General features: G+C 72.9%; 23 protein-coding genes, 1 tRNA gene and 2 pseudogenes. 6 read left to right on the top strand and 20 right to left on the bottom strand.

The window, feature by feature from the left end; genetic code table 11:
* Nucleotides 1–329: 329 nt before the first annotated feature.
* From ABGB16_RS28630 to ABGB16_RS28620, 3 genes are all read right to left on the bottom strand, one after another.
* Nucleotides 330–1,268, bottom strand: a complete 939-nt coding sequence (locus ABGB16_RS28630; protein WP_347671203.1) for a hypothetical protein — start codon at nt 1,266–1,268, stop codon at nt 330–332.
* A gap of 3 nt (nt 1,269–1,271) precedes the next feature.
* Nucleotides 1,272–1,550, bottom strand: coding sequence for a hypothetical protein (locus tag ABGB16_RS28625; protein WP_347671202.1), 279 nt, complete (start codon nt 1,548–1,550; stop codon nt 1,272–1,274).
* A 1,411-nt stretch (nt 1,551–2,961) separates the two neighbouring features.
* Nucleotides 2,962–3,045, bottom strand: a tRNA-Tyr gene (locus tag ABGB16_RS28620).
* A 149-nt stretch (nt 3,046–3,194) separates the two neighbouring features.
* On the opposite strand from ABGB16_RS28620, the gene ABGB16_RS28615 reads away from it, so the two are divergent.
* Nucleotides 3,195–3,689 (top strand): YajQ family cyclic di-GMP-binding protein, encoded by a 495-nt coding sequence (locus ABGB16_RS28615; protein WP_347671201.1) that lies wholly within the window; start codon nt 3,195–3,197, stop codon nt 3,687–3,689.
* A 190-nt stretch (nt 3,690–3,879) separates the two neighbouring features.
* Here ABGB16_RS28615 and ABGB16_RS28610 read toward each other — a convergent pair whose 3' ends face one another.
* The 8 genes from ABGB16_RS28610 to ABGB16_RS28575 all read right to left on the bottom strand — a co-directional run bounded on the left by ABGB16_RS28610 (nt 3,880) and on the right by ABGB16_RS28575 (nt 12,886).
* On the bottom strand, nt 3,880–5,139 hold the full coding sequence (locus tag ABGB16_RS28610) for an MFS transporter (protein ID WP_347671200.1): 1,260 nt from the start codon (nt 5,137–5,139) through the stop codon (nt 3,880–3,882).
* A gap of 172 nt (nt 5,140–5,311) precedes the next feature.
* On the bottom strand, nt 5,312–6,190 hold the full coding sequence (htpX, locus tag ABGB16_RS28605; RefSeq protein ID WP_347671199.1) for a zinc metalloprotease HtpX: 879 nt from the start codon (nt 6,188–6,190) through the stop codon (nt 5,312–5,314).
* A gap of 175 nt (nt 6,191–6,365) precedes the next feature.
* Nucleotides 6,366–7,856, bottom strand: a complete 1,491-nt coding sequence (locus tag ABGB16_RS28600; protein ID WP_347671198.1) for a proton-conducting transporter membrane subunit — start codon at nt 7,854–7,856, stop codon at nt 6,366–6,368.
* Between the two features lie 28 nt (nt 7,857–7,884).
* Entirely contained in the window at nt 7,885–9,390 is a 1,506-nt protein-coding gene (locus ABGB16_RS28595) for an NADH-quinone oxidoreductase subunit M (protein WP_347671197.1), read from the bottom strand.
* Between the two features lies 1 nt (nt 9,391).
* On the bottom strand, nt 9,392–11,323 hold the full coding sequence (locus ABGB16_RS28590) for an NADH-quinone oxidoreductase subunit L (protein ID WP_347671196.1): 1,932 nt from the start codon (nt 11,321–11,323) through the stop codon (nt 9,392–9,394).
* Nucleotides 11,320–11,685, bottom strand: a complete 366-nt coding sequence (gene nuoK, locus ABGB16_RS28585) for an NADH-quinone oxidoreductase subunit NuoK (protein ID WP_347671195.1) — start codon at nt 11,683–11,685, stop codon at nt 11,320–11,322. Before nuoK ends, ABGB16_RS28590 begins: the two co-directional genes overlap by 4 nt.
* Nucleotides 11,682–12,275, bottom strand: a complete 594-nt coding sequence (locus ABGB16_RS28580) for an NADH-quinone oxidoreductase subunit J (RefSeq protein ID WP_347671194.1) — start codon at nt 12,273–12,275, stop codon at nt 11,682–11,684. The genes nuoK and ABGB16_RS28580 overlap by 4 nt, the downstream gene beginning before the upstream one ends.
* The gene (locus ABGB16_RS28575; RefSeq protein WP_347671193.1) at nt 12,272–12,886 is read right to left on the bottom strand and encodes an NADH-quinone oxidoreductase subunit I; all 615 of its coding nucleotides are present in this window, start codon (nt 12,884–12,886) and stop codon (nt 12,272–12,274) included. Before ABGB16_RS28575 ends, ABGB16_RS28580 begins: the two co-directional genes overlap by 4 nt.
* A 264-nt stretch (nt 12,887–13,150) precedes the next feature.
* On the opposite strand from ABGB16_RS28575, the gene ABGB16_RS28570 reads away from it, so the two are divergent.
* The 3 genes from ABGB16_RS28570 to ABGB16_RS28560 all read left to right on the top strand — a co-directional run bounded on the left by ABGB16_RS28570 (nt 13,151) and on the right by ABGB16_RS28560 (nt 16,490).
* The gene (locus ABGB16_RS28570; protein ID WP_347671192.1) at nt 13,151–13,732 is read left to right on the top strand and encodes a Uma2 family endonuclease; all 582 of its coding nucleotides are present in this window, start codon (nt 13,151–13,153) and stop codon (nt 13,730–13,732) included.
* A 115-nt stretch (nt 13,733–13,847) separates the two neighbouring features.
* Entirely contained in the window at nt 13,848–14,885 is a 1,038-nt protein-coding gene (locus ABGB16_RS28565; protein ID WP_347671191.1) for a glutathione S-transferase C-terminal domain-containing protein, read from the top strand.
* A gap of 255 nt (nt 14,886–15,140) precedes the next feature.
* Entirely contained in the window at nt 15,141–16,490 is a 1,350-nt protein-coding gene (locus ABGB16_RS28560; protein WP_347671190.1) for a S8 family peptidase, read from the top strand.
* Here ABGB16_RS28560 and nuoH read toward each other — a convergent pair.
* Genes nuoH through ABGB16_RS28545 form a run of 3 tightly spaced genes read right to left on the bottom strand, consistent with a single transcriptional unit; the run spans nt 16,451 to nt 18,552 of the window.
* Nucleotides 16,451–17,413, bottom strand: a complete 963-nt coding sequence (nuoH, locus tag ABGB16_RS28555) for an NADH-quinone oxidoreductase subunit NuoH (protein WP_347671189.1) — start codon at nt 17,411–17,413, stop codon at nt 16,451–16,453. The two genes, ABGB16_RS28560 and nuoH, sit on opposite strands and share 40 nt — an antisense overlap.
* A complete protein-coding gene (locus ABGB16_RS28550) occupies nt 17,413–18,204 on the bottom strand; it encodes an NADH-quinone oxidoreductase subunit C (protein WP_347671188.1) in 792 nt (263 codons plus the stop codon). The genes nuoH and ABGB16_RS28550 overlap by 1 nt, the downstream gene beginning before the upstream one ends.
* A gap of 39 nt (nt 18,205–18,243) precedes the next feature.
* Nucleotides 18,244–18,552 (bottom strand): hypothetical protein, encoded by a 309-nt coding sequence (locus ABGB16_RS28545; protein WP_347671187.1) that lies wholly within the window; start codon nt 18,550–18,552, stop codon nt 18,244–18,246.
* Between the two features lie 279 nt (nt 18,553–18,831).
* Between ABGB16_RS28545 and ABGB16_RS28540 the strand changes: the two genes are divergently transcribed.
* Nucleotides 18,832–19,878, top strand: coding sequence for a glucose 1-dehydrogenase (locus tag ABGB16_RS28540; RefSeq protein ID WP_347671186.1), 1,047 nt, complete (start codon nt 18,832–18,834; stop codon nt 19,876–19,878).
* A gap of 117 nt (nt 19,879–19,995) precedes the next feature.
* Here the strand turns inward: ABGB16_RS28540 and ABGB16_RS28535 are convergent, their stop codons facing one another.
* The 3 genes from ABGB16_RS28535 to ABGB16_RS28525 are packed head-to-tail and all read right to left on the bottom strand — an operon-like array spanning nt 19,996 to nt 21,872.
* On the bottom strand, nt 19,996–21,312 hold the full coding sequence (locus tag ABGB16_RS28535) for a DUF2252 domain-containing protein (RefSeq protein ID WP_347671185.1): 1,317 nt from the start codon (nt 21,310–21,312) through the stop codon (nt 19,996–19,998).
* Nucleotides 21,313–21,348: 36 nt separating this feature from the next.
* Complete coding sequence (locus ABGB16_RS28530) at nt 21,349–21,585, bottom strand: flavin reductase (protein ID WP_347671184.1); 237 nt, start codon at nt 21,583–21,585, stop codon at nt 21,349–21,351.
* Nucleotides 21,582–21,872, bottom strand: coding sequence for a hypothetical protein (locus tag ABGB16_RS28525; RefSeq protein WP_347671183.1), 291 nt, complete (start codon nt 21,870–21,872; stop codon nt 21,582–21,584). Before ABGB16_RS28525 ends, ABGB16_RS28530 begins: the two co-directional genes overlap by 4 nt.
* Nucleotides 21,873–22,145: 273 nt before the next feature.
* On the opposite strand from ABGB16_RS28525, the gene ABGB16_RS28520 reads away from it, so the two are divergent.
* A complete protein-coding gene (locus tag ABGB16_RS28520; protein ID WP_347671182.1) occupies nt 22,146–22,367 on the top strand; it encodes a DNA-binding protein in 222 nt (73 codons plus the stop codon).
* A 143-nt stretch (nt 22,368–22,510) separates the two neighbouring features.
* Here the strand turns inward: ABGB16_RS28520 and ABGB16_RS28515 are convergent, their stop codons facing one another.
* From ABGB16_RS28515 to ABGB16_RS28505, 3 genes and pseudogenes are all read right to left on the bottom strand, one after another.
* A complete protein-coding gene (locus tag ABGB16_RS28515) occupies nt 22,511–23,089 on the bottom strand; it encodes an NADH-quinone oxidoreductase subunit B family protein (protein WP_347671181.1) in 579 nt (192 codons plus the stop codon).
* Between the two features lie 425 nt (nt 23,090–23,514).
* Nucleotides 23,515–24,867: pseudogene (locus ABGB16_RS28510) on the bottom strand (aminotransferase class V-fold PLP-dependent enzyme); the annotation flags it as partial.
* 94 nt (nt 24,868–24,961) lie between these two features.
* Nucleotides 24,962–25,051 (bottom strand): annotated as a pseudogene (locus tag ABGB16_RS28505) (IS5/IS1182 family transposase); the annotation flags it as partial.

Raw genomic sequence — 25,051 nt, 5'->3', positions numbered from 1 at the left:
CCCTCCGGGCAGGGATCTTCGACAGAGATGGCCGGAGGACCGTACGGAGCTTGCGGCCGTGGGTGGTTGCGCTGGTCGCCATCTCCACCGTGAGTCCCAGGCGGAGCCGAGCAGGCGCGAGCCCAGGCGTCAAACTGAGGAGCGTTTGACACCTGAACTCCCGCCCGCTCCACGGGGTGTGGGACTCACGGCGGAGATGGCTCTGGTGCCCGGCGTGCGTCGCTGTGGCGGTGTCCGTCGTGGGTGGGGTCCGTGACACGAGAGCCGACTAGGCCGTCCCGCTTCGCTTCCTACCTCAGCCAATCTCCGATCCCAGAAGTGTTGATTTGTCACCTGCGACGAGCGTTACCAACAACCTGCTCGGGATTGGCGAATTGCCTCTTTACGTACTCTGCGTAGGCGCCGACCTTATCAGTTATGTGCCCACCACTGGCGAGGGGTGGCGTGGGGTTCACGTCGAGAACACGCCAGTTGCCGGTAGTCCAATGGCGGACAAGATGCACTCCAGCAATATCGTAATCCATTGCCGCCGCAGCCTGTACCGCAGTTTCACGGGCCCCTTGATCCAACGTTCGGATATCAACGAGGTCGGCTTCATCCCATCCTGATCTCGCCAGCAAATCCCCGACGCTACCGTCTCGGCACTTCATAGCGAGCGATACGTGACCGCCCAACACGAGCACGAAATACGAGCCATCGGGCGGTACGAGTTCCTGGACGAGGAATCCTACTCGAGCGTGTTCCGGATCCCTAAGCCTCTCAGCGAACGCGTCTTCGCTCCCTACGATGTGCGTCATGCGGCCCCTGCCGCCCGTTACGGTCTTCATCACAAATGGGAGCTCAAGCTGCCTCGCCAAGTCACGGTATGCACCCGCGAGCAGTTGCGGCGGCAGATAAACCGTTGATGGCACCGAAATGCCTCGGTTTGCAAGCCTGACATACTTGAACAACTTGGTGGGCGCGGCGACACCCGTCGTGTTGCAGGTGTAGACATCTTTGGTGGTCAAATAGTCCGCGACGGCGTTCAACAGGGTCGCGGTGGGTCGCTGATAGGTGAGGACTTGCACGAACCTGAAGTCTGCTAAATCCCGCCCATCTACTGTCTCCCGAATTCGCACGCCACGGGGCCCGATGTCGACAGCAAGTTCATCGATAGCGCGAAACACGACCTCGACGCCGGCGGCGAGTAGCTCTTCTCTTAGCTCACTATTACCACTGACTGCCGCCCCGTTTAAGATCAGTCCAGGTTTCGATGCCGGCGCGGCCATTGGCTACTGGCCGCCCTTCTGTTGGAATCCGCGCACCATCTCTTCGGCACGGGCTTCAATCACAGCAGGATCTACTACCTCCCCTGGCCCGAAGCCCAGGGACGCAAGCAAACGTTCATCGACGGCGTCAAGGAGCTCATCGATGTTTTCGATGGTCTCCTCAGCGCTAGAAGATGCTTCCGCAGCCCTAGCCGTCGCCTCACTCTGCGGCTGTTCCGGTTCAGGCGTCTCCTCTTGCCGATCAGCTGCCGGACGCGATTTTCCTTCATGCTGGCTGGACAACTTGCCTCCCACCTACTTGCACACCACCGGGTGATCGCTACATGTACATCCGGAGCGGCTGCCTCCCATAAGGCCTGCCACCAGAGGCGATGTCAAGTCGTGCAGGGCGGACCTCGCGATGCAGCTTGCCGCCCAGCGTTAGGCACCTTCGGGTGAGCAAGGTACGGCTTCATACCCGTACCACGGATGCCGGCATCGATCGGTTCACACAAGCAAACCGCGAGACGACGATCAGCGGCCGGGATTCAAGATCAACGGGCGCAGATCCGGCACAACTGAGGACGAGAATGCCTGTCAATCGCTGTAAGGCAACAGAAGAGTTCGCCCAGGTCAGGGCTGCGGGTGCCGAAAACTTCATACTTCTCGATCAACGACACGCCACAGCCGCACCCACCAGCGCATCCACCTTTGAAACGCGGCCTAGTCGATCTATCGTGTGGCCGTGATCATGGGGGAGGGGACCGGCCACCGGCCGCGCAGGTGGGTGCTGTACCTCGCCGCCGGCCTGGCGGTGTGCACCGGAGCGCCGGCCGCCGCTGGCGTGGGCTGGACAGCGGCGAGGACGTACGAGGCGGACCAGGGCCAGCCGTCGCCGGCGCAGCCGCGAACGTCTTCATGCTGGCGGTGTCGACGGGTGAGGAGATCGGGCTGCGCAGAGTGGGCCGGGCACAGCGTGCACGTCCTCATGCGGGTCTACGCGAAGTGCATCTATGGCCAGGAGGAGGCCGCGCGACTGCGGATTGAAGCTGCGCTTAAAAAGTCGATATGAAAGTGGCGGAGATCACAATTCAAGCTCGGCGCGTCACGCAGAGTCGCATTATCCCCGCCGGTTACCATGCTGCGGTGCTGCGAAGCGATTAGCACCGCAGCATGAGCAGTCAAGGGGTTTTGGCCATCAATATCCGGCCGAAAATGACGACTTTAGATTACGCTCCGTGTAATAACATACTTGCTTTTATGACTCTCCGTACTTGCAGCCCGCGTGCGAACGCGCTGCAATCAAGGGCAGCGAAACGGAGAGTCGCCCTAGGTGGGCACGAAAAAGCGGCACCCGGCTGGACCCCGGATGCCGCTCGGCTCTCTGCTTCCGAATGACCCGCTGAGGCTTTCAGAGCAAGGAGGCCACGTGCCGAAGCTAGCAAGACCGGTGACCCGAAGCAACGCCCGCCGCCGTCGGGCCGAGCAGCGCTCCAGGCAGTCGAGCGATTGGATTCGAGCCCTGCCGAGCATCCTCACCGGCACCGCCATGGTCATCGGTGCGGTTACCGGCCTACTGAGACTGTTCCTCTAGTACGGCGACACGTATGCGACACGACCCGTGAGATCGAGCGGTCCCGAGCGAGACTGAGCGGGACTCACGAGAGAGGCCCCTGACCAGCGTTCCGGCTGGTCAGGGGCCTCTTCGTGCACCTGGTGGCGGGTAGAGGATTCGAACCTCTGTAGCTTTCGCGACGGATTTACAGTCCGCTCCCATTGGCCGCTCGGGCAACCCGCCAGGGCGTCGCCGCCTCGGCGCACCGCGGCAGCGGAGCCAAGGATAGCGGTTGCTCCCCGGCTCTGCGCAACCGGGTACCGTCAGAGGGTCGTACCGCTGGTCAGTGGGCGACGCGTACGTGCAGACCGCCGGACAGCAGGAGCATGAGCATGGCAGCCAACCCGTCGTTCGACATCGTGAGCAAGGTCGACCGTCAGGAGGTCGACAACGCCCTCCGCCAGGCGGAGAAGGAGCTCGCGACGCGGTTCGACTTCCGGGGGACCGGCGCGGAGATCTCCTGGTCGGGCGAGGAGGCGATCAGCCTCCAGGCGGAGACCGAGGAGCGGGTCCGGGCCGCCCTGGACGTCTTCAAGGAGAAGCTGGTCAAGCGGAACATCTCGCTCAAGTCGCTGGACGCCGGCGACCCGCGCCCCTCCGGGAAGGTGTTCAAGGTCGACGCCAAGGTGATCCAGGGCATCGACTCGGACAAGGCCAAGGCGATCAGCAAGAAGATCCGCGAGGAGGGGCCGAAGGGCGTCCAGGCCCAGATCCAGGGCGACCAGCTCCGGGTCACGGGCAAGAAGAAGGACGACCTCCAGGCCGTCATCGCCCTGCTGAAGGGCGAGGACTTCGGCGTCGCCCTCCAGTTCACCAACTACCGCTAGGACGCGCTCAGCGCGAGAAGATCAGGTACAGGACCAGGGTCACCAGCGCGCTGATCAGGATCGAGCCGAGGCAGCCGACGCGGTTCGAGAAGAAGACGAACATGCCCGCCCGGGTACCCGTCGCGGGCGGTCCGCAATCAGGCCACGACGGCCGGCGGAACAACGGTTCCGCCGGCCCGGTCGTCGCCGGTCAGGCGGCGAGGGTCTGCTCGGCGCGTACCGCCGCGGCCTCCGCGCGGGCGATCGGCCCGGCGGGGAGCACGGCGACCACGGCCCCGACGGCGACCGCCGCCCCGGCGAACAGGAACGCCCACGGCACGCCGCCCGCGTGGTCCACGATGAGCCCGGCGACCGCGCCGCCCGCGGCGCTGGCGGCCACGGACATGGTCACGACCCAGGTGTACGCCTCGTTCAGCATTCCGGCCGGGGCGATCCGCCCGACCAGGGTGTTCTCCAGGGTCAGCGCGGGCGCGATGGTGGCCCCGCCGACGACCAACGCGACGCCAAGCGCCGCCGGGGCGGGCATCACCGCGAAGACGGCGAAGCTGGCGGCCACCGCGGCGAGCAGCCAGGCGAACTGCCGGGTCATGTTGGGCGCGGGCCGGCGGGTGCCGAACCAGAGCCCGCCGATCGCGCTGCCCACGCCCCAGACGGCCAGCAGCACGCCGGCGAGGCTGTCGGGGTCGCCGGTGGGCTGGTTCCCGGCGAACGCCGGCACGGTGACCCCGGCCGCGCCGAACGCGATGCCGAGGCTGGCGACGCAGAGCAGCAGCGCCGGGAAGCCGCCCGCGCGCAGCGGGCCGAGCCCCCTGGCGTGGTGCTCCTGCGGGTGCGGCCGCCAGCCGCGCATGGCCCGACCGAGCGCGACGGCGGTGGTGCCGACCAGGGTGACGATGGCGGAGCCGACCAGGGCCGCTGCCGCGTCGGCGAACAGGACGAAACCGGCCACCAGCAGCGGGCCGAGCACGAAGACGACCTCGAACAGGGAGGTCTCCGCCGCGAGGGCCGTGTTGCGCAGGTGGTACCGGCCGGAGGCGGGGCCGGTGAGGTCGTTCCAGGCGCCCCGGATCGCGGCGGTGAGCGGCGGGTACGTGGCGCCGGCGGCCGCGGCGGCGAGGTAGGTCAGGGCGAGGCCGCCGGCCCCGGAGCGGCTCGCCCAGAGCAGCCCGAACAGGGCCAGCGGGTGGGCGACGGCGGTGGCCAGCAGCACCGGGGTGGGGCCGACCCGGTCGGCGATCCGGCCGGCGACGGGGCTGAGCGCGGCGCCGGCGAGGGCGTAGATGCCGCCCGCGACCGCCGCGAGGGCGTACCGTCCCGTCACCTCCTCCACCAGGAGCAGCAGCGCCAGCGACGTCATGCCGATGCCGAGCCGGCCGACGATGCCGAGGACCAGCAGCATCGGGGCGCCCGGAATCCGCCACACGCCCAGGTACTGGCGCAGTGCGGCCACGGTGAACCTCCAGGGGATGTAATGAGCGCGGGACGTTTCGACCCTAACGCCACCCCTTGTGCCTGGTGAACCGGTTATGGCGGGTGTCTCGTGGCGTACACGACGGTCCACGTACACGACGATCCGCCCGTGTCCGGCGGACCGGGCACGGGCGGATCGGCGATCGGGTGGGTCAGCGCTGGAACTGCACGGGGCCGGCGCCGGCGGCCATCCGCTCCAGCCGGGCGACCCGCTCCTCCATCCGCGGGTGGGTGGAGAACATGGCGGCGATGCCGCCGCCCCGCCGGAACGGGTTGTCGATCATCAGGTGGGCGGTGCTGGTGAGCTGCCCCTGGGGCGCCAGCGGACGGCTCTGCGTGCCCATGTGGATCTTTCGCAGGGCGCTGGCCAGGGCCAGCGGGTCGCGGGTGAGCCGGGCGCCCGACTCGTCGGCCTGGAACTCGCGGCTGCGGCTGATCGCGAGCTGGATGATCGTGGCCGCGATCGGGCCGAGGATCAGCGTGAGCAGCAGCACCGCCGGGTTCGGGGCATCCTCGTCGTCGGAGCCGCCCAGCGGGATGAACCAGGCGATGTTCGCCAGCATGGTGATGATGCCGGCGAGACCGGCCGCGACGCTGGAGATGAGGATGTCGCGGTTGTAGACGTGCGACAGCTCGTGCCCGATCACCCCGCGCAGCTCGCGGTAGTCGAGGATCTGGGTGATGCCCTGGGTGACGCAGACCGCGGCGTTGCGCGGGTTCCGGCCCGTGGCGAACGCGTTGGGCTGCGAGGTGGGGCTGACGTACAGGCGGGGCATGGGCTGCCGCGCCTCGGTGGCCAGCTCGCGGACCATCCGGTACAGCTCGGGGAACTGTGCCTCGCTGACCGGTTGCGCCCGCATCGAGCGCAGCGCGAGCTTGTCGGAGTAGAAGTAGGTGACGCCGTTCATCAGCAACGAGGCGATGACGGCGATGACGAGTCCGCCGCTCCCGCCGAACCAGTAGCCGACCGCGAGGATCAGCGAGGTCAACAGGCCGAGTAGCGCTGCGGTCTTGAGACGGTTGTGATGCACGATCGCTCCTTCGGTGCGCGGACCGCGCCGGGTCCGCCGACCGGTTCAACACACCGGTACCCGTCAACCATCCTGCTCATGGCTGGAAAATGCCTGGCAGCGGCTGTGAGTTGGCTGAACGCCCGGGTCGGCCCGACGCCGCCTCGCAGGCCCAGGCGCCCCGGGCCGCCGGGCGTCAGCGGCCGGCCAGGTCGAGCACCAGTTGCGGGGCGAGACCCACCGCCACGGCGACCACCGTGGCGACGGCGAGTGTGACGGCGACCGCGCGGGCCGGCGCCCGCTGGCCAGGCCGGTCGCCGTCGGGCGCGGGCGCGGTGCCGGCCGGGGCGTACAGGAGGGCGGCCAGCCGCAGATAGTAGGCCAGGCCGAACACGGCGTTGACCGCCACCACCAGGGCGAGCCAGCCCGCTCCTCCGTCCAGCAGGGCGCGGACCACGGTCACCTTGGCGAACAGCCCGGCCAGCCCCGGCGGGAGGCCGGCGAGGCCGGTCAGGGCCAGCGCGAACGCCGCGCCCACCCAGGGCCGCCGCCGGGCAGCGCCGCGCAGGTCGTCGAGGGTGCCGCCGTCGGCGTCTGCCGGCCGCAGCGCCACCACCGCCGCGAAGGCGGCCAGTTCCAGCAGTACGAAGAAGACGGCGTACGCGACGGCGGCGGCGTACGCGGTGGCGCGGACGTCCCCGGCCCGCCCGGCGGCCAGGGCCAGCGCCCCGAGCGGGGCGAGGATGTAGCCGGCCTGGGCCACCGACGACCAGGCGAGCAGCCGGACCGTCCGGCGCTGGCGCAGCGCGACCAGGTTGCCGACGGTCATCGTGAGCACGGCGAGCAGGGCCAGCACCGGGCCGGTCGTGGCCGGCGGCAGGGCGTGCTCGACCACGGCGAGCAGGGCGACCACCCCGCCGAGCTTCGACGCGGTGGACAGGTACGCCGCCACGGGCAGCGGCGCGCCGTCGTACGTGGCCGGGGCCCAGGCGTGGAACGGCACGGCGGCCACCTTGAACGCCAGCCCCAGCACCACCAGCGCCACGGCGGCGGTGGTCAGCGGCACGTCCAGCAGCGCCGGCCGCTCGGCGAGCGTCGCGCCGAGCCGGCCCAGGTGCAGGCCGCCGGTGACCGCGTACAGCAGCGCCGCGCCGAGCAGGGTGAGGGTGGTGGCGACCACGCTCACCACGAAGAACGTGACGGCCGCCTCGGCGCCGGCCAGGCTGCCCCGGCGCAGGCCGACCAGCACGTACAGCGGCAGGGTCAGCGTCTCCAGCGCGACGATCAGGGTGATCAGGTCCCCGGCCGCGCCGAGCACCACCCCGCCGGTCATCGAGCAGGCGAGCAGGAAGCAGTACTCCCCCGCCGGCGTCCGGCCGGCCCGCAGCAGCGGCCCGGACAGCGCGAGCACGCCGAGGGTGAGCAGCGCGAACAGCGCCCCGACGAGGGCGGCCCGGCCGCCGAAGACGTACGAGCAGTCGGCGCCGACGCAGAACGTGCGGCGTGCGGCGCCGGTGCCCACGAGCGCGGCGCCCAGCGCGGTGGCGGCCGCGCCGGCGGCGGCCACCGCCACCGTGGCGGCGGCCCGGGCCACCAGCAGGTCGGCCAGCAGCACCAGGACCGCCGTGCCGGCGGCCAGGTACGCCGGGAGCAGCGCCACGTTGTCGACGCTCTGCACGAGGCTCATTGATTCCCCATGGTTTCACTTGACCCGCTCACCGGGCCGCCTCCAGGAGGGCGGCCACCGGGTCGGACGCCACGCCGAGCACCAGGGCCGGGGCGAGCCCGACGGCGAGGGCGAGCAGCACCAGCGGGGCCCACGCGGTCAGCTCCGCCCCGGCGAGGCCGGGCGCGAGCCGGCCGACCGCCGGGCTGGGCCGGCCGTGGGTGACCCGGCGCAGCAGCCGCAGGAAGTACGCGGCGGTCAGCGCGCCGCCGACCGCGGCCAGCACACCGAGGACGGTCCAGAAAGTGCCGCCCCGCTCGACGGCGGCGACGACGGCGAACGCCTCGCCCCAGAACCCGGCCAGCCCGGGCAGGCCGAGCGAGGCGACGGCGGCGAAGCCGAGCAGCCCGGCGAGCCGGGGCGCGGTCTCCCGCAGCCCGGACAGCTCGGCCAGCGACCCCGTGCCCGTGCGGTCCTTCACCGCCCCGGCCAGGAAGAACAGCAGCCCGGTGATCACCCCGTGGGCGATGTTGCCGATCAGCGCGGCCTCGATGCCGGTGGCGGTGAGCGTGGCCACCCCGAGCAGCACGAACCCCATGTGCCCGACGCTGGAGTACGCGATGAGCCGCTTCAGCTCCTCCTGGGCGAGGCAGACCAGGGCGCCGACGAGAATCGCCGCGACGGCGAGCGCCCCGAGCACCGGGGCGGCCCAGCGGGCGCCCTCCGGGGCGACCCCGACCGCCACCCGGATCAGGCCGTACGTGCCCATCTTGAGCAGCACGCCGGCGAGGACCACGCTGCCGACCGTGGGCGCCTGGGTGTGCGCGTCGGGCAGCCAGGAGTGCAGCGGCCACAGCGGGCTCTTCACCGCGAACGCCAGCCCGAGCAGGATGAACGCGGCGAGCTGCGTACCGCGGGACAGGCCGGACCCGCCGGTCAGCGCGACGATGTCGGCGGTGCCGGCGGCGGCCACCACCACGTACACGCCGACGAGCAGCAGCACCGAGCCGAGCAGCGTGTAGAGGACGAACTTGCGGGCCGCCCGCCGCCGGTCGGCGCCGCCCCAGCCGGCGATGATCGCGTACATCGGCAGCAGGACGACCTCGAAGAAGAGGAAGAACAGCACCAGGTCGAGGGCGAGGAACGTGCCGAGGATGCCGACCTCGACCACCAGCAGCAGCGCGACGAGGGCCCGGCCGCTGCCGCCGCCGTCGGGCACCTTCCACAGCGTGTACGCGCAGCAGAGCAGCGTGAGCAGGGCCGTCAGCACCACCAGCGGGTACGAGATCCCGTCCACCCCGACGTGGAAGCGCAGGTCGAGGCCGGGCACCCAGGGCAGGTCGAGCTGGTGCCAGGGCCGCACCGCCGGTGGGGGCCCGTACGCCATCCAGCCCCGGCCGCCGGCGGCCAGCGGCAGGGCCGCCAGCAGGGTGAGGCCGGCGACCACGGTGCCGACCAGGCGGGCGGCCCGGTCGCGGGGCACCGCCGCGACCAGGGCCGCGCCGGCCGCCGGCAGCGCCAGCACGGCGCCGAGCAGGACCTGTCCGAACCTCATGTCACCAGCCTCCGAGCAGCACGGCGGCGAGCCCGATGAGCAGCGCGCCGGCCAGCACCCCGGCCGCCGCCCGGGGCAGCGCGGCCCGGTGCAGCCCCGCCAGGGCCCCGCCGAGGCCCCGGGCGGCGCGCCCGCTGCCCTCCACGGCCCCGTCGACGACCCGCTCGTCCCCCGCACGGGCGACCCGGGCCAGGGCGGTCACCGGGCGTACCACCAGGGCGTGCTGGACGTCGTCGAGCCGGAACCCGGCGGCGAACACCGGCCCCAGCGTGCCCAGGGCCCGCGCCGGGTCGCCGGCCCGGTCCCGGCGCCAGCCCGCCCAGGCCACGCCGGCTCCGACGGCCAGCAGGGCCAGCGGCAGCAGCACCCCGGGGCCGAGGTGGGCGAGGTCGTGCCCGAACCCGGTCAGCTCCCCCTCGGTGGCGGGGGCGAGGAGCCGGTCGGTGAACGGGGGCAGGAACGCGGCCAGGCCGAGCAGCGCCGCCGGGACGGCCAGCAGCAGCACCGGCCAGCGCATGAGCGCGGGCGGGTCGTGCGGGCGGACCAGCGGCATCCGGGTCTGGCCGAGGAAGGCGCGCAGCAGCAGCCGGGTGGCGTACCAGGCGGTGACCGCGACGCCGAGCAGCCCGGCCAGCCAGACCAGCCAGGCCACCCACGCGGCGGCCGGGCCGGCCCCGTCCAAAGCGGCGGCCCCGGCGGCGGCGAGCACGCCGTCCTTGCTCCAGAAGCCGGACAGCGGGGGCACGCCGGCCAGCGCGCCGAGGCCGACCGCCGTGGCCCAGAAGGTCACCGGCATGCTGGTACGCAGCCCGCCCATCCGGGACATCAGCGTGGTGCCGACGGCGTGGATCACCGCGCCGGCGGCGAGGAACAGCAGCGCCTTGAACGCGGCGTGGCTGAGCAGGTGGAACAGGGCGGCGGTCGGCGCGCCGACGGCCAGCGCCCCGGTCATGTACCCGATCTGGGAGACCGTCGACCAGGCGAGCACCCGCTTGATGTCGTCCTGGGCGGTGGCGGCGAACGCGCCGAGCAGCAGGGTGACCGCGGCCATCACCCCGAGCACGGCCAGCGCCGCCGGGGCCCGCTCGAACAGCGGGAAGAGCCGGGCGACCGCGTACACGCCCGCGGCGACCATGGTGGCGGCGTGGATCAGCGCCGAGACCGGGGTCGGGCCGGCCATCGCGTCCGGGAGCCAGGTGTGCAGCGGGAACTGGGCGCTCTTGCCGGCCACCCCGGCGAGCAGCAGCAGGCAGGCGGCGGTCAGCGTGCCGGTGGCGTGGTCGTGGGCGAGCACGTCGGCGATCCGGAAGCTGCCCGCCGAGACGCCGAGCAGGGCGATGCCGAGCAGGAAGCCGACGTCGCCGACGCGGGTGACCAGGAACGCCTTCATCGCGGCGGCCGGCGCCTCGGGCAGCCGGCGGTCGTGGGCGATGAGCAGGTACGAGCAGAGGCCCATCACCTCCCAGCCCACGAGCAGCATGATCAGGTCACCGGCGACCACGACCAGCAGCATCGCGGCGGTGAACAGGCTGATCTGCGCCGCGTACGGCGGGTAGCGATGATCGACCTCGACGTCGTCGTGCGGCCCGCGCCGCAGGTAGGCGACCGAGTAGACCTGCACGGCGAGGGCGACCGCGGTCACCGCGACGGCGACCAACGCGGCCGCGCCGTCGAGGCGGACGCCGAGGGTCACCCGCAGCCCGCCCGGCTCGACCCAGGTCGTCGAGGTCTCCACCGGGTGCGCGACGAGGGCCAGCAGGGCGAGCGCGACCAGCAGCGCCCCGGCCGCGCCGGCCACGCCGAGGGCGATCGCGGCCCGCCGGGCGCGGTCCCCGCCGACGGCTGCGCCGCGCGGCGACGGCGGCAGCAGCAACCCGGCCAGACCCGCCGCCAGGGGTACGGCGGGCAGCAGCGCCCCGAGGACACCGGTCACCGGGCCACCTCCCCGCCTGCCGGGGCCGCCTCGGCGGCCTCGTCCCGGCCCCCCGCCGGCTCGGTCAGCGGCACCTCGTCGACGGCGACGCTGGCCCGCAGCCGGTAGAGCTGGAGCACGATCGCCAGCCCGACGCCGATCTCGGCGGCGGCGAGGACGATCACGAAGAGGGCGAAGACCTGGCCGGCGTGCGGCAGTTGGGACCGGACGGTCGTGTCGGCGGTGACCAGGATCAGGTTGACCGCGTTGAGCATCAGCTCGACGGCCATCAGGACCAGCACCGCGTTGCGGCGGCGCAGCACGCCGTAGACGCCGAGACCGAACAGCAGCGCGGCGGTGACGTACGGGATGACGGGTCTCACCGCGACCGCCCGCCTCGTGTGCCGGGACCGCCGGGCCGGCCGAGGTCGGCGCGGGCCGCGCGGGTGGCGTCGCCGCGGGTGGCGTCGGCGGGCCGGCGGCCGATGTCGGGCCGGGAGAGCACGATCGCCCCGACCAGGGCGGCCAGCAGCAGCACCGACAGCACCTCGAACGGCAGCACCCAGGACCGGAAGACCTGCTCGCCGAGGCGCTCGGCGGTGCCCGGCTCGGGCAGCGCGACCCGGTACCAGCCGAACGCGTCGACCAGCAGCCCGGTCAGCCCCAGCCCCACCCCGCCGCCGATCAGGGCGGCGGGCCAGCCCGGCCGGTCCAGGTCGTCGGACGCGCCGATCGGGGCGCGGGTCAGCATCACCGCGAACAGCAGCAGCACCACCACGGCGCCCACGTAGATCAGCACCTGCACCCAGGCCACCAGTTCGGCGGTGAGCACCAGGTAGCTCCCGGCCAGCGCGCCGAGGCACACCACCAGGTACAGGCCGGCGCGGACCAGGTGCCGTGTGGTGACCACGAGCGCCCCCGCGCCGACGGTCACCGCGCCGAGGGCGAGCAGCAGCACGTCCGCCCCGGTCATCTGGCCGGCCCTTCCTCCGGGGCGGCGCCGGGCTCCGGGCGTACCCGGGAAGGGGCCGGACGCGCGGCGGGGCCCGCGGCCTTGCGGGCGGCGGTGGTCTCCTCCTTGGCGGGTTCGCCGTGCGGGTCGTGGGCGGGCGGCGGCGGGACGGTGCCCATCCACTGGCCGAGGTGCTCCTTGTCGTGCAGCAGGTCCCGGATGTCGTACTCGGCGTACTCGAACTCGGGCGACCAGTAGAGCGCGTCGAACGGGCACACCTCGACGCAGATGCCGCAGTACATGCAGAGCGAGAAGTCGATGTCGAACCGGTCGAGCACGTTGCGCTGACGGGGGCGCGCGGCGCCGGGCACCGCCACCTCCTCCTTGTGGGAGTCGATGTAGATGCACCAGTCCGGGCACTCGCGCGCGCAGAGCATGCAGACCGTGCAGTTCTCCGCCAACAGCGCGATGACGCCCCGGGAGCGCGGTGGCAACGCGGGGGCGACGTCCGGGTACTGCTGGGTGGTGGAGCGGCGGGTCATCGTCCGCAGCGTGACCGCCAGCCCCTTCACCAGCCCCTGGCCGGGGACGCTCCGCTCGCTGTCGGGCGTCGCCTCGCCGCGCTCGCTCACGCTGTCGCCTCGCTTCGCTCGCCGCCGCCGTGAGGCACCTCCGCGCAGAGCCGGCTGATTCGCTCGCTGCGCTCGCTCACGCCGTCGCCTCGCTTCGCTCGCCGCCGCCGTGAGGCACCTCCGCGCAGAGCCGGCTGATTCGCTCGCTGCGCTCGCTCATGCCGCCCATCCTGCCCTGTGGCCCCGGCGCGCGCGACCACCACCCGGTCACAGCGGCGGTACGGTGGCCGTGGGGAGAACGACCGCACCTGGAAGGAACCGTCGATGACCGCCGCGCTGCACGACGACTTTCCGCCGCCGGGCGAGTGGACGACCGACGACCTCGACCGCCTGCCCGACGACGGCCGCCGTCACGAACTCCTGGACGGAAACCTCATCATGTCGCCCTCCCCCACGCGACTCCACCAGTCCATCGCGCTCTTGCTCGGGGCTGCCCTACAGGAAAGCTGCCCCGCCGACCTCGACGTGACCCAGGGCGTCGAGGTCCGGCTCTCCCGGACCCGCGCCTTCATCCCCGACCTGCTGGTCACCGAGCTGGACGCCGCCTCGCGCAACCCGTCGTACTACCGCCCGCACGAGGTGATGCTGGTGGTCGAGATCGTCTCCGAGGGCTCGCGGAGCATCGACCGGGTGCTGAAGCCGGCGCTGTACGCCGAGGCGGACATCCCCTACTTCTGGCGGATCGAGACCGAGGCGGGCATCGTCGTGCACGCGCACAAGCTCGACCCGATGAAGCGGATCTACGTCGAGCGGGCCCGGATGACCGACGGCGTCCTGCTGCCCGAGCCGTGGGAGATCGACATCCCGCTCGACCGGATCACCCCCCGGTCGCGCCCGAGAAGCTGACGCCTGGCGGCTCGGTGCCCCCGCGCCCGCACCGGGTGGACCCGCCGACCGGCCGCGCGACGGGCGATCCGCCAAGATGGGAACCGGACAACCCGGCGGACGGCAGGGAGGCGACGTGGGCGACGCGGCAGGCGGGACGACCGACGGGAAGTACGTCGAGCCCGGTGGGGAGTTCACCCGCGACCAGCGGTACATCGCCACCCGGATCACCGCGGACGGGCGGAACGGCTGGCCGGTCGAGCCCGGCCGGTACCGGCTGGCCGTCAGCCGCGCCTGCCCCTGGGCGAACCGGCTGATCATCGTACGTCGGCTGCTCGGCCTGGAGGACGCCCTCTCGATGGCCGTCGCCGGCCCCACCCACGACGCCCGGAGCTGGACGTTCGACCTGGACCCGGGCGGGCGGGACCCGGTGCTCGGCATCGAGCGGCTGGCCGAGGCGTACCACGCGCGCTTCCCCGGGTACGAGCGGGGCATCACGGTGCCGGCGATCGTCGACGTGCCGAGCGGGCAGGTGGTCACGAACGACTACGCCCGGATGAGCCTGGACCTGTCGACCGAGTGGACGGCGTACCACCGGCCGGGGGCGCCGGAGCTGTACCCGGACCGGCTGCGGGACGAGATCGACGAGGTCAACGCGGTGGTCTTCACCGACGTCAACAACGGCGTGTACCGGTGCGGGTTCGCCGGCAGCCAGGAGGCGTACGAGAAGGCGTACCACCGGCTGTTCGCGCGGCTGGACCGGCTGAGCGAGCGGCTGGCCGGGCAGCGGTACCTGGTCGGCGACACGATCACCGAGGCGGACGTCCGGCTGTTCACCACCCTGGTCCGCTTCGACCCGGTCTACCACGGGCACTTCAAGTGCAACCGGAACAAGCTGACCGAGCTGCCGGTGCTCTGGGCGTACGCCCGGGACCTGTTCCAGACCCCGGGGTTCGGCGACACGGTCGACTTCGACCACATCAAGCGGCACTACTACGAGGTGCACCGGGACATCAACCCGACGGGCGTGGTGCCGCTGGGCCCGGACCTGTCGGGCTGGCTCACCCCGCACGGCCGCGAGGCGCTCGGCGGCCGGCCGTTCGGCGACGGCACCCCGCCCCCGCCGCCCCCGCCCGCCGAGCGGGTCGACCCCGCACACACCCCGCTGGGCTGAACCTCCCGCACGCACGCCCACCCGGAAACTCGGGTGGGGCGTGCCGTTCCGCTGCTGCGTCCCGGGCCGGCGCGCCGCGCGACGCCACCACCCCCGGGCGCCGGCCGACCGCCGCACCGGCGCCCGCGTCAATCGATGTGCCCCGCTGGTTATTGCCTTATTCAATCGAAGATAGTCGAATTATGGGGATCCGTGCCGCCGGCCCCCAGGGGGCCGCCGCCGGACAACACTGTCCACAGTGGAGGAGGTTCCATCTTGCGGAAGCCAGGTGGCAGGACCGTACGCCGCGGCGTACTGGCCGGCGTGCTCGCCGGTGCGCTCGTCGCCGCTGTCGGGGCCCCGGCGGCGGCGGCCCCGACGGCGGCCGGGCCGGGCCGGCCCGCGCCCGCGCCGTTGCGGGCGGGTGGGCCGGAGACCGCGCCGGACCGGTACATCGTGGTGGTGCTCTCCGACACCCCGGCGGGCGCCGACCGCGCCGCACGGACCGCGCGGGCGGCCAGCGTCGCCGAGCGGGCCGGCGGCACCGTGCTGACCCGCTACGCGCGGGTCCTCGACGGGTACGCCGCCCACCTTCCTCCCGCCGCCCTCGCCGCGGTCCGCGCCGATCCCGCCGTGGCGTACGTCGAGCGGGACAGCCGCGTCCGGGGTGGCGGCGACGTGTCGACGCAGGCCACGCAGTTCAACCCGCCGTCGTGGGGGCTGGACCGCATCGACCAGCGCTTCCTGCCGTTGAACAGCAGCTTCGGGTACACCACGACCGGCGCCGGTGTCACCGTCTACGTGGTCGACTCCGGCATCCGGGCCAGCCACGTCGACTTCGGCGGGCGGGCCAGCGGGGTCTACGACGCGGTCGGCGACGGCAACGGCACCAACGACTGCCACGGTCACGGTACGCACGTCGCCGGCACCGTCGGCGGCGCGACGTACGGGGTCGCCAAGGCCGTGACGATCCGGGCGGTGCGGGTGCTCATGTGCGACAACACCGGCTGGACCTCCGACCTGATCGAGGGCATGGACTGGATCGCCCTCAACCACGCCCCGGTCTCGGTGGCGAACTTCAGCCTCCAGGGCTACGGCACCGCCCCCAACACCGCCGCGGAGAACCTGATCAACTCGGGCGTGCAGGCGGTCTTCATCGCCGGCAACTTCAACACCGACGCCTGCACGAACGGCCCGCGCTCCGCCCAGGGCGTCACCGTCGCCGCGACCGACAGCGCGGACAACCGGGCATCGTTCTCCAGCTACGGTGCGTGCGTCGACGTCTTCGCCCCCGGCGTGAACATCACCTCCGCCGGTATCGCCCTCGAACACCGCGGTCGCGTCCGGCTGGTCGGGCACCTCCATGGCCGCCCCGCACGTCACCGGGTGGCTGGCGCGCTACCGGCAGCAGTTCCCGAACAACACGATGGCGCAGGCCAAGAGCGCGTTGATCACCGCCGCCACCACCGGCGTGGTGAAGAACCCGGGCCTCGGCTCGCCGAACCGCCTGCTCTACGCCGCCCCGTGACCGACCCGCCCGGCCGAACCGAGCCGGGCCAGGAGGGGCCCCTGACCGGGGCCCCTCCTCACAGCGCCACGCGGACGGCGGCCGTGAGGACGAGCTGACCGAGGGAGAGCGGGACGAGGACCAGCCAGCAGAGGCGCTGGAGCTGGTCCTCGCGCAGCCGGGGGTACGCCACCCGGAGCCAGATGATCACGAACGCGACGGCGAAGACCTTGAGCAGGGTCCACAGCCAGCCGAGCTGCGCGTCCGCGAACGGGCCCTGCCAGCCGCCGAGGAAGAGCACGGTGGTCAGCGCCGCGATCACCACGATGCCGACGTACTCGGCGAGCAGGAAGAACGCGAAGCGCAGGCCGGTGTACTCGGTCATGTACCCGAACACCAGCTCGGAGTCGGCGACCGGCATGTCGAACGGGGGCCGCCGGATCTCGGCCAGCCCGGCGACGAAGAACACCAGCATCGCGGGGGCCTGCCAGAGCAGCCACCAGGGCTCCCACGCCTCGACGATGCCGGGGAGGCTCAGCGTGCCGGCCGCCATCGCCACCGACGCGGCGGCCAGCACCAGCGGCAGCTCGTAGCCGAGCAACTGGGCCGCCGCGCGCAGCCCGCCGAGCAGGCTGTACTTGTTGGCCGACGCCCAGGCGGACATGAGCACCGCCACCACGCCCACCCCGACGACCGCCAGCACGAAGAACAGCCCGATGTCCAGCGGCTGGGCGACCAGGTCGCCGGGGCCGAGCGGGATCACCAGCAGGGCGAGCAGGTACGGCACCAGGGCCACCACGGGGGCGAGCCGGAAGACGGCCCGGTCCGCCTCGCGCGGGGTGACATCCTCCTTCTGCACGAACTTGAGCCCGTCGGCGACCAGCTGCGCCCAGCCGTGGAAGCCGCCCGCGTACATCGGGCCGAGCCGGCCCTGCATGTGCGCCATCACCTTGTGCTCGGTCTGCCCCACGATCAGCGGCAGGGTGAGGAAGGCGACCAGCACGCCGGCCACCCGGAGGACCAGTTCCAGCCAGTCGGGCATCAGGCCGTACCTCCGCTGTCGCCGTCCGGCGGGGTCGTCGGCCCGGCCGCGCCGGGCGACCTGCGGGCGGGGCGTTCCCGGGCGGGGCGTTCCGAAGCGACCGGGCGGGCCGGGGCGGCCGGGCGGGCCGGGGCGGCCGGGCGGGCCGGGGTGCCGCCCCGCGGGCCCTCGCCGACCCCCGCCGCGCCGGCCGGCGTGGGCGTCGGGCCCCACTCGCCGGGCGCGGGCACACCGGGCGGGCGGACCGGGCGGCGCCCCCCGCCGGCCTCCGACTCGCCGGGCTCCTTGGCGCCCGGCCACGGCTTGGCGACCCGGGAGGCGAGCACGAACTCCTTGCGCAGCGGGTGCCCCTCGAACTCCGGCGGCAGCAGCAGCGGCTTGAGGCTCGGGCGCCCGTCGAAGCGGATGCCGAACATCTCGTACGTCTCCCGCTCGTGCCAGTCGGCGCCCGGGAAGACGCCCACGACCGAGGCGACGCGCGGGTCCTCCCGGGGCACCCGGGTCCGCAGCAGCACCCCGTGCCGACGGCTCGTCGACCACAGGTGGGCGACCACGTCGAACCCGTCGGCCAGCTCGTCCACCGCCGACAACCAGTCGAAGAAGTCGCAGGCCAGCTCGGCGTCGTCGCGCGCGGCGCGCAGCGCGTCCCGCCAGGCGCCCGGCGGTACGTCGACCGTCGCGCGGGCGTACGCCTGGCCGCCCGAGATCCCCACGGTCACCGCGTCCTCGGTCAGCCCAGCCGTTCGCGCGAGCACCGTCCGCATCCGATCGGCGACCTCTTCCGGCGTCATGCCCGCGATCCTACGGGTCGGCCCGGCGCACGGCCGGCGTCAGGACGGGCAGCCGACCCGCTGGAACAGGACGTCGGGGCTGGCCTGGCCCCGCCACACCGGGTTCAGCCGCAGCGGTAGGGCGGGGGCCTGCCACGCCACGAAGAAGTCCAGCCTCCCCCGGTAGCGCCGGCTCTCCGGATTGGTCCGCAGCCGGCCGTTGAGGAAGTCACCGACGACGTGCTGCACGGCCGGCCGGCGGATCAACTGCCCGTGGATGCCGTAGACCTCGATCAGGGGGACCTGCGGGAGGCCCGGCGGCGGGAGGGTCACCGTGTCGATCGTCGGCAGGAAGGCGATCATCGCCACCCCGGGCACCGGGCAGGCGGCAGCGCGGTCAACACGAGGAGCAGCACCAGGCGTACCCGGACCACACGCGCCCACCCCTCTCCGGCGATCAGGGCCTGGCCGGGTGCCCGCCCTTCTCCAGAGCATGCGCCCGGCCGAAACCGCCGCGCGCGCGGCGGTTTCGGCCGGGCGCGGCTGGCGGGCGGTCAGCCCGTGCACGGCCGGCCCGGCGGTCAGCCCGTGCACGGCCGGCCTGGCGGTTTCGGCCCCGCGACGTGGCCGGCCGGGGAAGATTGAACGGTGCGCGCTGTCACTGTCACACCGGGTAGCACCAACTCACTGCGTTGCGATCCTGGCTGGCCCGAGCCGGCCACGGCGGAGGGCGGGGTCCTGGTCGAGGCGCTCGCGGTGGGGATCTGCGGCACCGACCACGAGATCATCGCCGGGCACTACGGCGAGGCCCCGCCGGGCGTGCGGGACCTGGTGCTGGGGCACGAGTCGCTGGGCCGGGTGCTGGAGGACCCCAGCGGCACGCTGCAACCGGGCGACCTGGTGGCGGGCATCGTCCGGCGCCCCGACCCCGTGCCCTGCCCCAACTGCGCGGTCGGTGAGTGGGACATGTGCCGCAACGGGCGGTACACCGAGCACGGCATCAAGGCGTTGCCCGGCTTCGCCCGGGATCGCTGGCGGGTGCAGCCCCAGTACGCCGTGGGCCTCGACCCGGCGCTGGCCCGGGTGGGCATGCTCCTCGAACCGACCAGCGTGGTGGCCAAGGCGTGGGAGCACATCGAGCGGATCGGAAACCGGGCGGAGTGGCAGCCGCAGACGGTGCTGGTGACCGGGGCAGGGCCGATCGGCCTGCTGGCCGCGCTGCTGGCCGTCCAGCGGGGGTTGACCGTGCACGTTCTCGACCGCGCCACCACGGGGCCGAAGCCGGACCTGGTCAGCGCGCTCGGCGCGACGTACCACGCGACGCCGGTCAACGACCTGGACTTCGAGCCGGACGTGGTCGTGGAGTGCACGGGCGCGCCGACGGTGGTGCTGGACGTGATGTGCAAGGCGGGCATCAACGGCATCGTCTGCCTGACCGGGGTCTCCAGCGGCGGCCGGAAGATCGACTTCGACGCCGGCTCGCTGAACCGGGCCCTGGTGTTGGAGAACAACGTGGTCTTCGGCTCGGTGAACGCCAACCGCCGGCACTGGGACATGGCCGCCGCGGCCCTGGCCCGGGCCGACCGGTCGTGGCTGGAGTCGTTGATCACCCGGCGGGTGCCGGTGGGGGCGTACGCCGAGGCGTACCGCCCCCAGCCGGACGACATCAAGGTGGTGCTCGACTTCACCGCCTGAGCCGGCGGCGCGGCGCCGGAGCGCCCCACCGAGCCGTCAGAACGGCCCCGTGAGCCGCCGGAGCGCCCCCACCGAGCCGTCGGAACGGCCCGTGAGCCTCGGAGCGGCCTCCCCGGGTCAGATGCCGGGCAGCCGGCCGTTGCGGAACAGGTCGACGAAGAGCTGGTGGTCCTCCCTGGCCCGCAGGCCGTACGCGTGGGCGAACTCGACCAGGTGCGCGACGAATCCGTCGGCGTCGGCGTCCACCGCGGCCACGATCGCCTCCTCGGTGGAGTAGTCGACCAGGTCGTGGCTGGACTCGTCGTCGGCCACCGAGTGCATCCGGGCCACCGCCCGGCCGAGGTCGGTCAGCACCCCGGCCAGCTCCTCCGGCTCGTTGACGTCCGCCCAGTCCAGGTCGGCCGCGTACGGGGAGACCTCGGCGACGAGCTGGCCGGCCCCGTCCAGCTCGGTGAAGCCCAGCCACGGGTCGGCGTGCGCCTGCAGCGCCCGCTGGGACTCGGCCGTCCGGTGCCCCTGGTGGCGGAAGTAGGAGCGGACCCGCTCGTCGTCGACGTACCGGGCCACGGCCGGGACCTGGGCCTGCTTCATGTAGATGACGACGTCGTTCTCCAGCGCCTGGGTGTGCCCCTCCAGCAGCAGGTTGTACGACGGCAGCCCGGCCGAGCCGATGCCCACGCCCTTGCGCAGCACCACGTCCTTGATGTGCGCCTCCACCGGACGCAGCCGGGCCGAGGACTCGGGCAGGGTGCCAAGGTAGTCCTGGAAGGCGGCGCATACCCGGTCCCGGGTGTCGGCGTCGACCTCGTACACGCCGTCGCCGAGGGAGAACCGGCGTTCGTAGTTGTCGATCGTGGTCTGCGCGGCCAGCAGGTCGACCCGGGTGTTGAGCCGGGCCTGCTGGAGCACCCGGCGCAGCACGCCGTCGGCGTTGTCGAGGGTGATCGAGCCGATGGCGTCGTCGCCGCCGGCGGCGATGGCCCGCAGCTCGGTCAGGTACGACCCGGCGAACCCCGTGACCAGGTCGCTGATCGCCTGGTCGGAGAGCGCCTTGGCGTACGCGAGCAGGGCGACACTTGCGGCGAAGCGCTTCAGGTCCCACGTGAACGGCCCGACGTACGCCTCGTCGAAGTCGTTGACGTTGAACACGAGCTGCCCGGAGGCGTTCATGTACGTCCCGAAGTTCTCCGCGTGCAGGTCACCGTGGATCCACACCCGGCTGGTGCGTTCGTCCAGGAACGCCCCGTCGGCGAAGTCGCCGCGCTGGTCGGCGTAGAAGAGCGAGGCGCTGCCCCGGTAGAAGGCGAACGGCGACGCGGCCATCTTGCGGAACTTGCGGCGGAACGCCGCCGGGTCGAGCGCCATCGACGCGCCGAACTCCTCGGTGAACACGTCGACGATGAATGCGGACCGTTCGTCCGCGGACTGGGTCATGGAGCGCAGGCTAACGCTGGCACGCCAGCGGACGATTCACCCACCCGGGCGGGCCCAGCCGGTGAAGCGTTCGATCAGACTGGCGGACGGGACGACCTGAGCCAGCTCTTCTGCGGCCTCCGCCTGGAGAGCCGCGAGGTGGCGCAGCAGGCCGATTCGATCTTCACGGTACTCGCCGAGGAGGCGCAGCTTCGCGGGCGAGCAGGGCCAGGCGATCCCGCACGCCTGGCAGCGCCAGGTCGGTCGGGTCGGCAGGTGCTGCCGGCGCCTCACGCCGGCACCTGAGCAGCTTGGGCGCCCCGGACCGGCCGGCGGCCCGGCGGGGCGGACGGAACGGTGCTCAACCAGCGCAGCCCGGCGCGCAGCACGAACAGCTCCCGCTTGGCGACCGCCTCACCCCGGGTGTCCAACTCGTACGCCTCGATCCAGGTCCAGCCGGGGTACGTGTGCCGGTCCGCCAGCTCGCGGATCACCCGGACGACGATCGGGCGGACGAACTGCGGGCTCGCGGCCCGGGTCAGGTGCAACACGTCGCCCGCCCTGATCGCCGGGCCGCTCACCAGCGGCCCCCGTTCCTGGGCCGGCGTGGCGGGGGCTCGGTCGGCACGGACGCGAACCGGTCCGGACAGGGGCTCGGCAGGCCGCACGAACAGCGCAGCCAGAAGAAACGCCACATCCGCCGGTGGCGCGGGGCGAGCGGCACGGGCCGTGGCTGACGGGGGCATCGCATGACCCAAGCGTCACCCAGGGCCTGTCATGCGTCAAGTACCCATGACGGGTTGTCGCACGACAGGTTGACGTACGACCGGTACCCGTGTTTCTAACGTCAGGGCATGACACGGCTTCGACTGATGGGCACGCACGAGATCCGCGTGCGCCTGGGGGGAATCAGCCGGCAGCGCGTCTACGAACTGACCATGCGCCGCAACTTTCCCGAGCCCGTGGCCGAGCTGGCACAGGGCAAGGTGTGGCTCGCGGAAGATGTCGAGCGGTGGATCGCGGAGCACCGTCGCGAACTCGCCGACAGCGAGGACGACACGCAACCCGACGTTTGAGCCGCAGCCAAACGCACCTTCGTCGCGCCAAGTGTTCGAGCACAGCGCTATGTGCCAGCGGATCATGGTACGAAATGGCCCTCGGAGGGGCCGATTCGTACCAAGATCTCCCGGCCGGGCGCGGCGGGGCCGGGCAGCCAGGGCTAGTCGGTCGGGGGGCGGACCGGTGCCGCGGTGAGCGACTCCACCGGGCGCGGCGGGTGAGCGGCGCCGGGTCCGGTGTCGGACGGCGGGGCGAGCGGGTCGGGCCGGGCGACCCCGCCGAGGCCGGACCGCTCGGCGGCGATCTTCTCCTGGAGGCGCAGGATGCCGTGCAGCAGCGCCTCCGGCCGGGGCGGGCAGCCGGGCACGTAGACGTCGACGGGGATGAGCTGGTCGACGCCCTTGGTCACCGAGTACGAGTCCCAGTACGGGCCGCCGCAGTTGGAGCAGGCGCCGAACGAGATGACGTACTTCGGCTCGGGCATCTGGTCGTAGAGCCGCTTGATCGCCGGGGCCATCTTGTCGGTGACCGTGCCGGAGACCACCATCAGGTCGGCCTGCCGCGGGCCGTGGGCGAACGGGATCACGCCGAGCCGCATGAAGTCGTGCCGGCCCATGCTGGTGGCGATGAACTCGATAGCGCAGCAGGCCAGGCCGAAGTTGAACACCCACAGCGAGTAGCGGCGGCCCCAGTTCAGCACGAACCGGATCGGCTCCCCCAGCACTGCCGGCAGCTGCACGACCGTCCCCTTCCGCTCTCCCGCCAGTCAACCACAGCCGCCGCCGGTGCCGGCCGGGGCGACCCTTCGGTGCACCGGCCGGCGCGGCAGGCCCTCAGGACGCCGGGCGTAACCGCAGGTCCTCAGTACGCCGGGCGTTGCAGCAGTCCGACGAACTCGACCAGCAGCCGCTCCCGCACCGCCGGCGGGGCGGCGTTCAGCAGGGCGTTCACCGGCGCCATCCGGTCCGGCACCCCGCCCGGGCCGAAACCGCGCGGCCCCGGGCCGGAACCGCCCGGCCCCGGGCCGGAACCGCGCGGCCCCGGGCCGGAACCGCCCCGACCTGTCGCGACCTGCCCCAGCCCCGGACCGCCCCGACCTGGCCCGCCCGGCCCCGACCCGGAGCCGTCCCGGCCTGGCCCGGGGCCTCCCCGACCTGGCCCGACCAGGCCCAGGCCGGCGGCGAGTCCGGCGACCAGTTCCGGGGTGAGCGCATCGGGGGTGAGCGCGGCCGCGAGGGCGGCCAGCTCCCCGGGCAGTTCGAGCGGGCCGGCTGCCCGGGCCGCCGCCACCGCCTCGGCCAGGTCCGCGCGGAACTCCGCCACCCGGGGGGCCACCGCGGCGGTCACCGTGAGGTGCACGCTGGCCGGCAGGTCGCCGTACGCGAGCTGCGGCTGGGTGTGCCAGCCCCGCGCGGTCAGCTCGTCGACCAGCACGAACAGGTCCAGCGTCGGGTCGGCGGAGGTGAGGCAGACGACGGTCGACTCGGGCTCGGCGAGCAGCCGCAGCCCGTCGGTGCCCCGCACGGCGTCGGCGAGCCCGGCCACCGCGTCCCGGGTCGACGCGGCCAGCCGCAGGTAGCCGTCCTCGCCGAGGTGGCGCAGGGTGGCGTACGCGGCGGCGATCGGCCCGCCGGACCGGGTGGAGGCGATCACCGGGTTGACCATGGTGTACCCGGGCCAGTCGGCGTACGCGAAGTACTGCGGGGCGCGCAGCGCCGGGTCGCGGTGCAGCAGCACGGAGACGCCCTTCGGGGCGTACGCGTACTTGTGCAGGTCCACTGAGATCGAGGTGACCCCGGGTACGGCGAAGTCGAACGGGGGCACGGGCGCGCCGAGCCGGCGCAGCCAGGGCAGCGTCCAGCCGCCGAAGCAGGCGTCGACGTGGCAGCGCGTCCCGGCCGCGGCGGCCACGGCGGCGATCTCGGCGACCGGGTCGACGACGCCGTGCGCGTACGAGGGGGCGGAGCAGGCGACCAGCACGGTCTCCGGGCGGATCGCGGCGGCCACGGCGTCGGGTGTCGGGCGCAGCGTGCCCGGGTCGACCGGTACCGGGTCGAGGGCCACCCGCAGGTAGTGGGCCGCCTTGGCGAACGCCGCGTGCGCGGTCACCGGCACCGCGATCCGGGGCTCGGCGACGTCGGGCCGGGCGTCCCGGGCGGCCTTGACGGTCAGGATCAGCGACTCGGTGCCGCCGCCGGTGACGCTGCCGACGACGTCCGGGGCGGTCGTGCCGGGGCCGCCGCCGAGCAGCCGGGCCGCCGCGCCGCCCAGGGCGTTCTCCATCGCCAGCAGGGACGGAAAGGCGGTCGGGTCGAGCCCGTTGACGTGCGTGGCCTCGGCGTGGGCGGCGGCGGCCAGCGCGTCCAGCCCGGGCACCGCCGGGTCGTAGACGTACGCGAACAGGCGCCCGCCGTGCGTGGGCCGGTCCAGCGCTCGCAGCGCCCGGATCTCCGCCAGCACCCGCTCCGCGGGCACCCCCTCGGCGGGCAGCGCACCCGCCCCCTCGTCGTCGATCATGGACTCCTGGCGTCTTCCTTGTCCGACTAGCGGCTTTTGTTCGCCACCACAACTCCATGAGCCTTTCCGCGTAACGGGTCGTGGCGTTGGGTGATCAGGTTGTGCGGTTGTGCTCGATGTGCAGGAGTACGAGGGCCGCCGCGGTGATCCTGCCGATGTTCCACGGGCACAGGCTGACGTTGCG

Source organism: Micromonospora sp. B11E3 (genome assembly GCF_039871625.1).
In the GTDB taxonomy this organism is placed as follows: domain Bacteria; phylum Actinomycetota; class Actinomycetes; order Mycobacteriales; family Micromonosporaceae; genus Micromonospora.
Note: the sequence above shows the minus strand (reverse complement) of the source record. Positions and strands in the feature narration are given on the sequence as shown.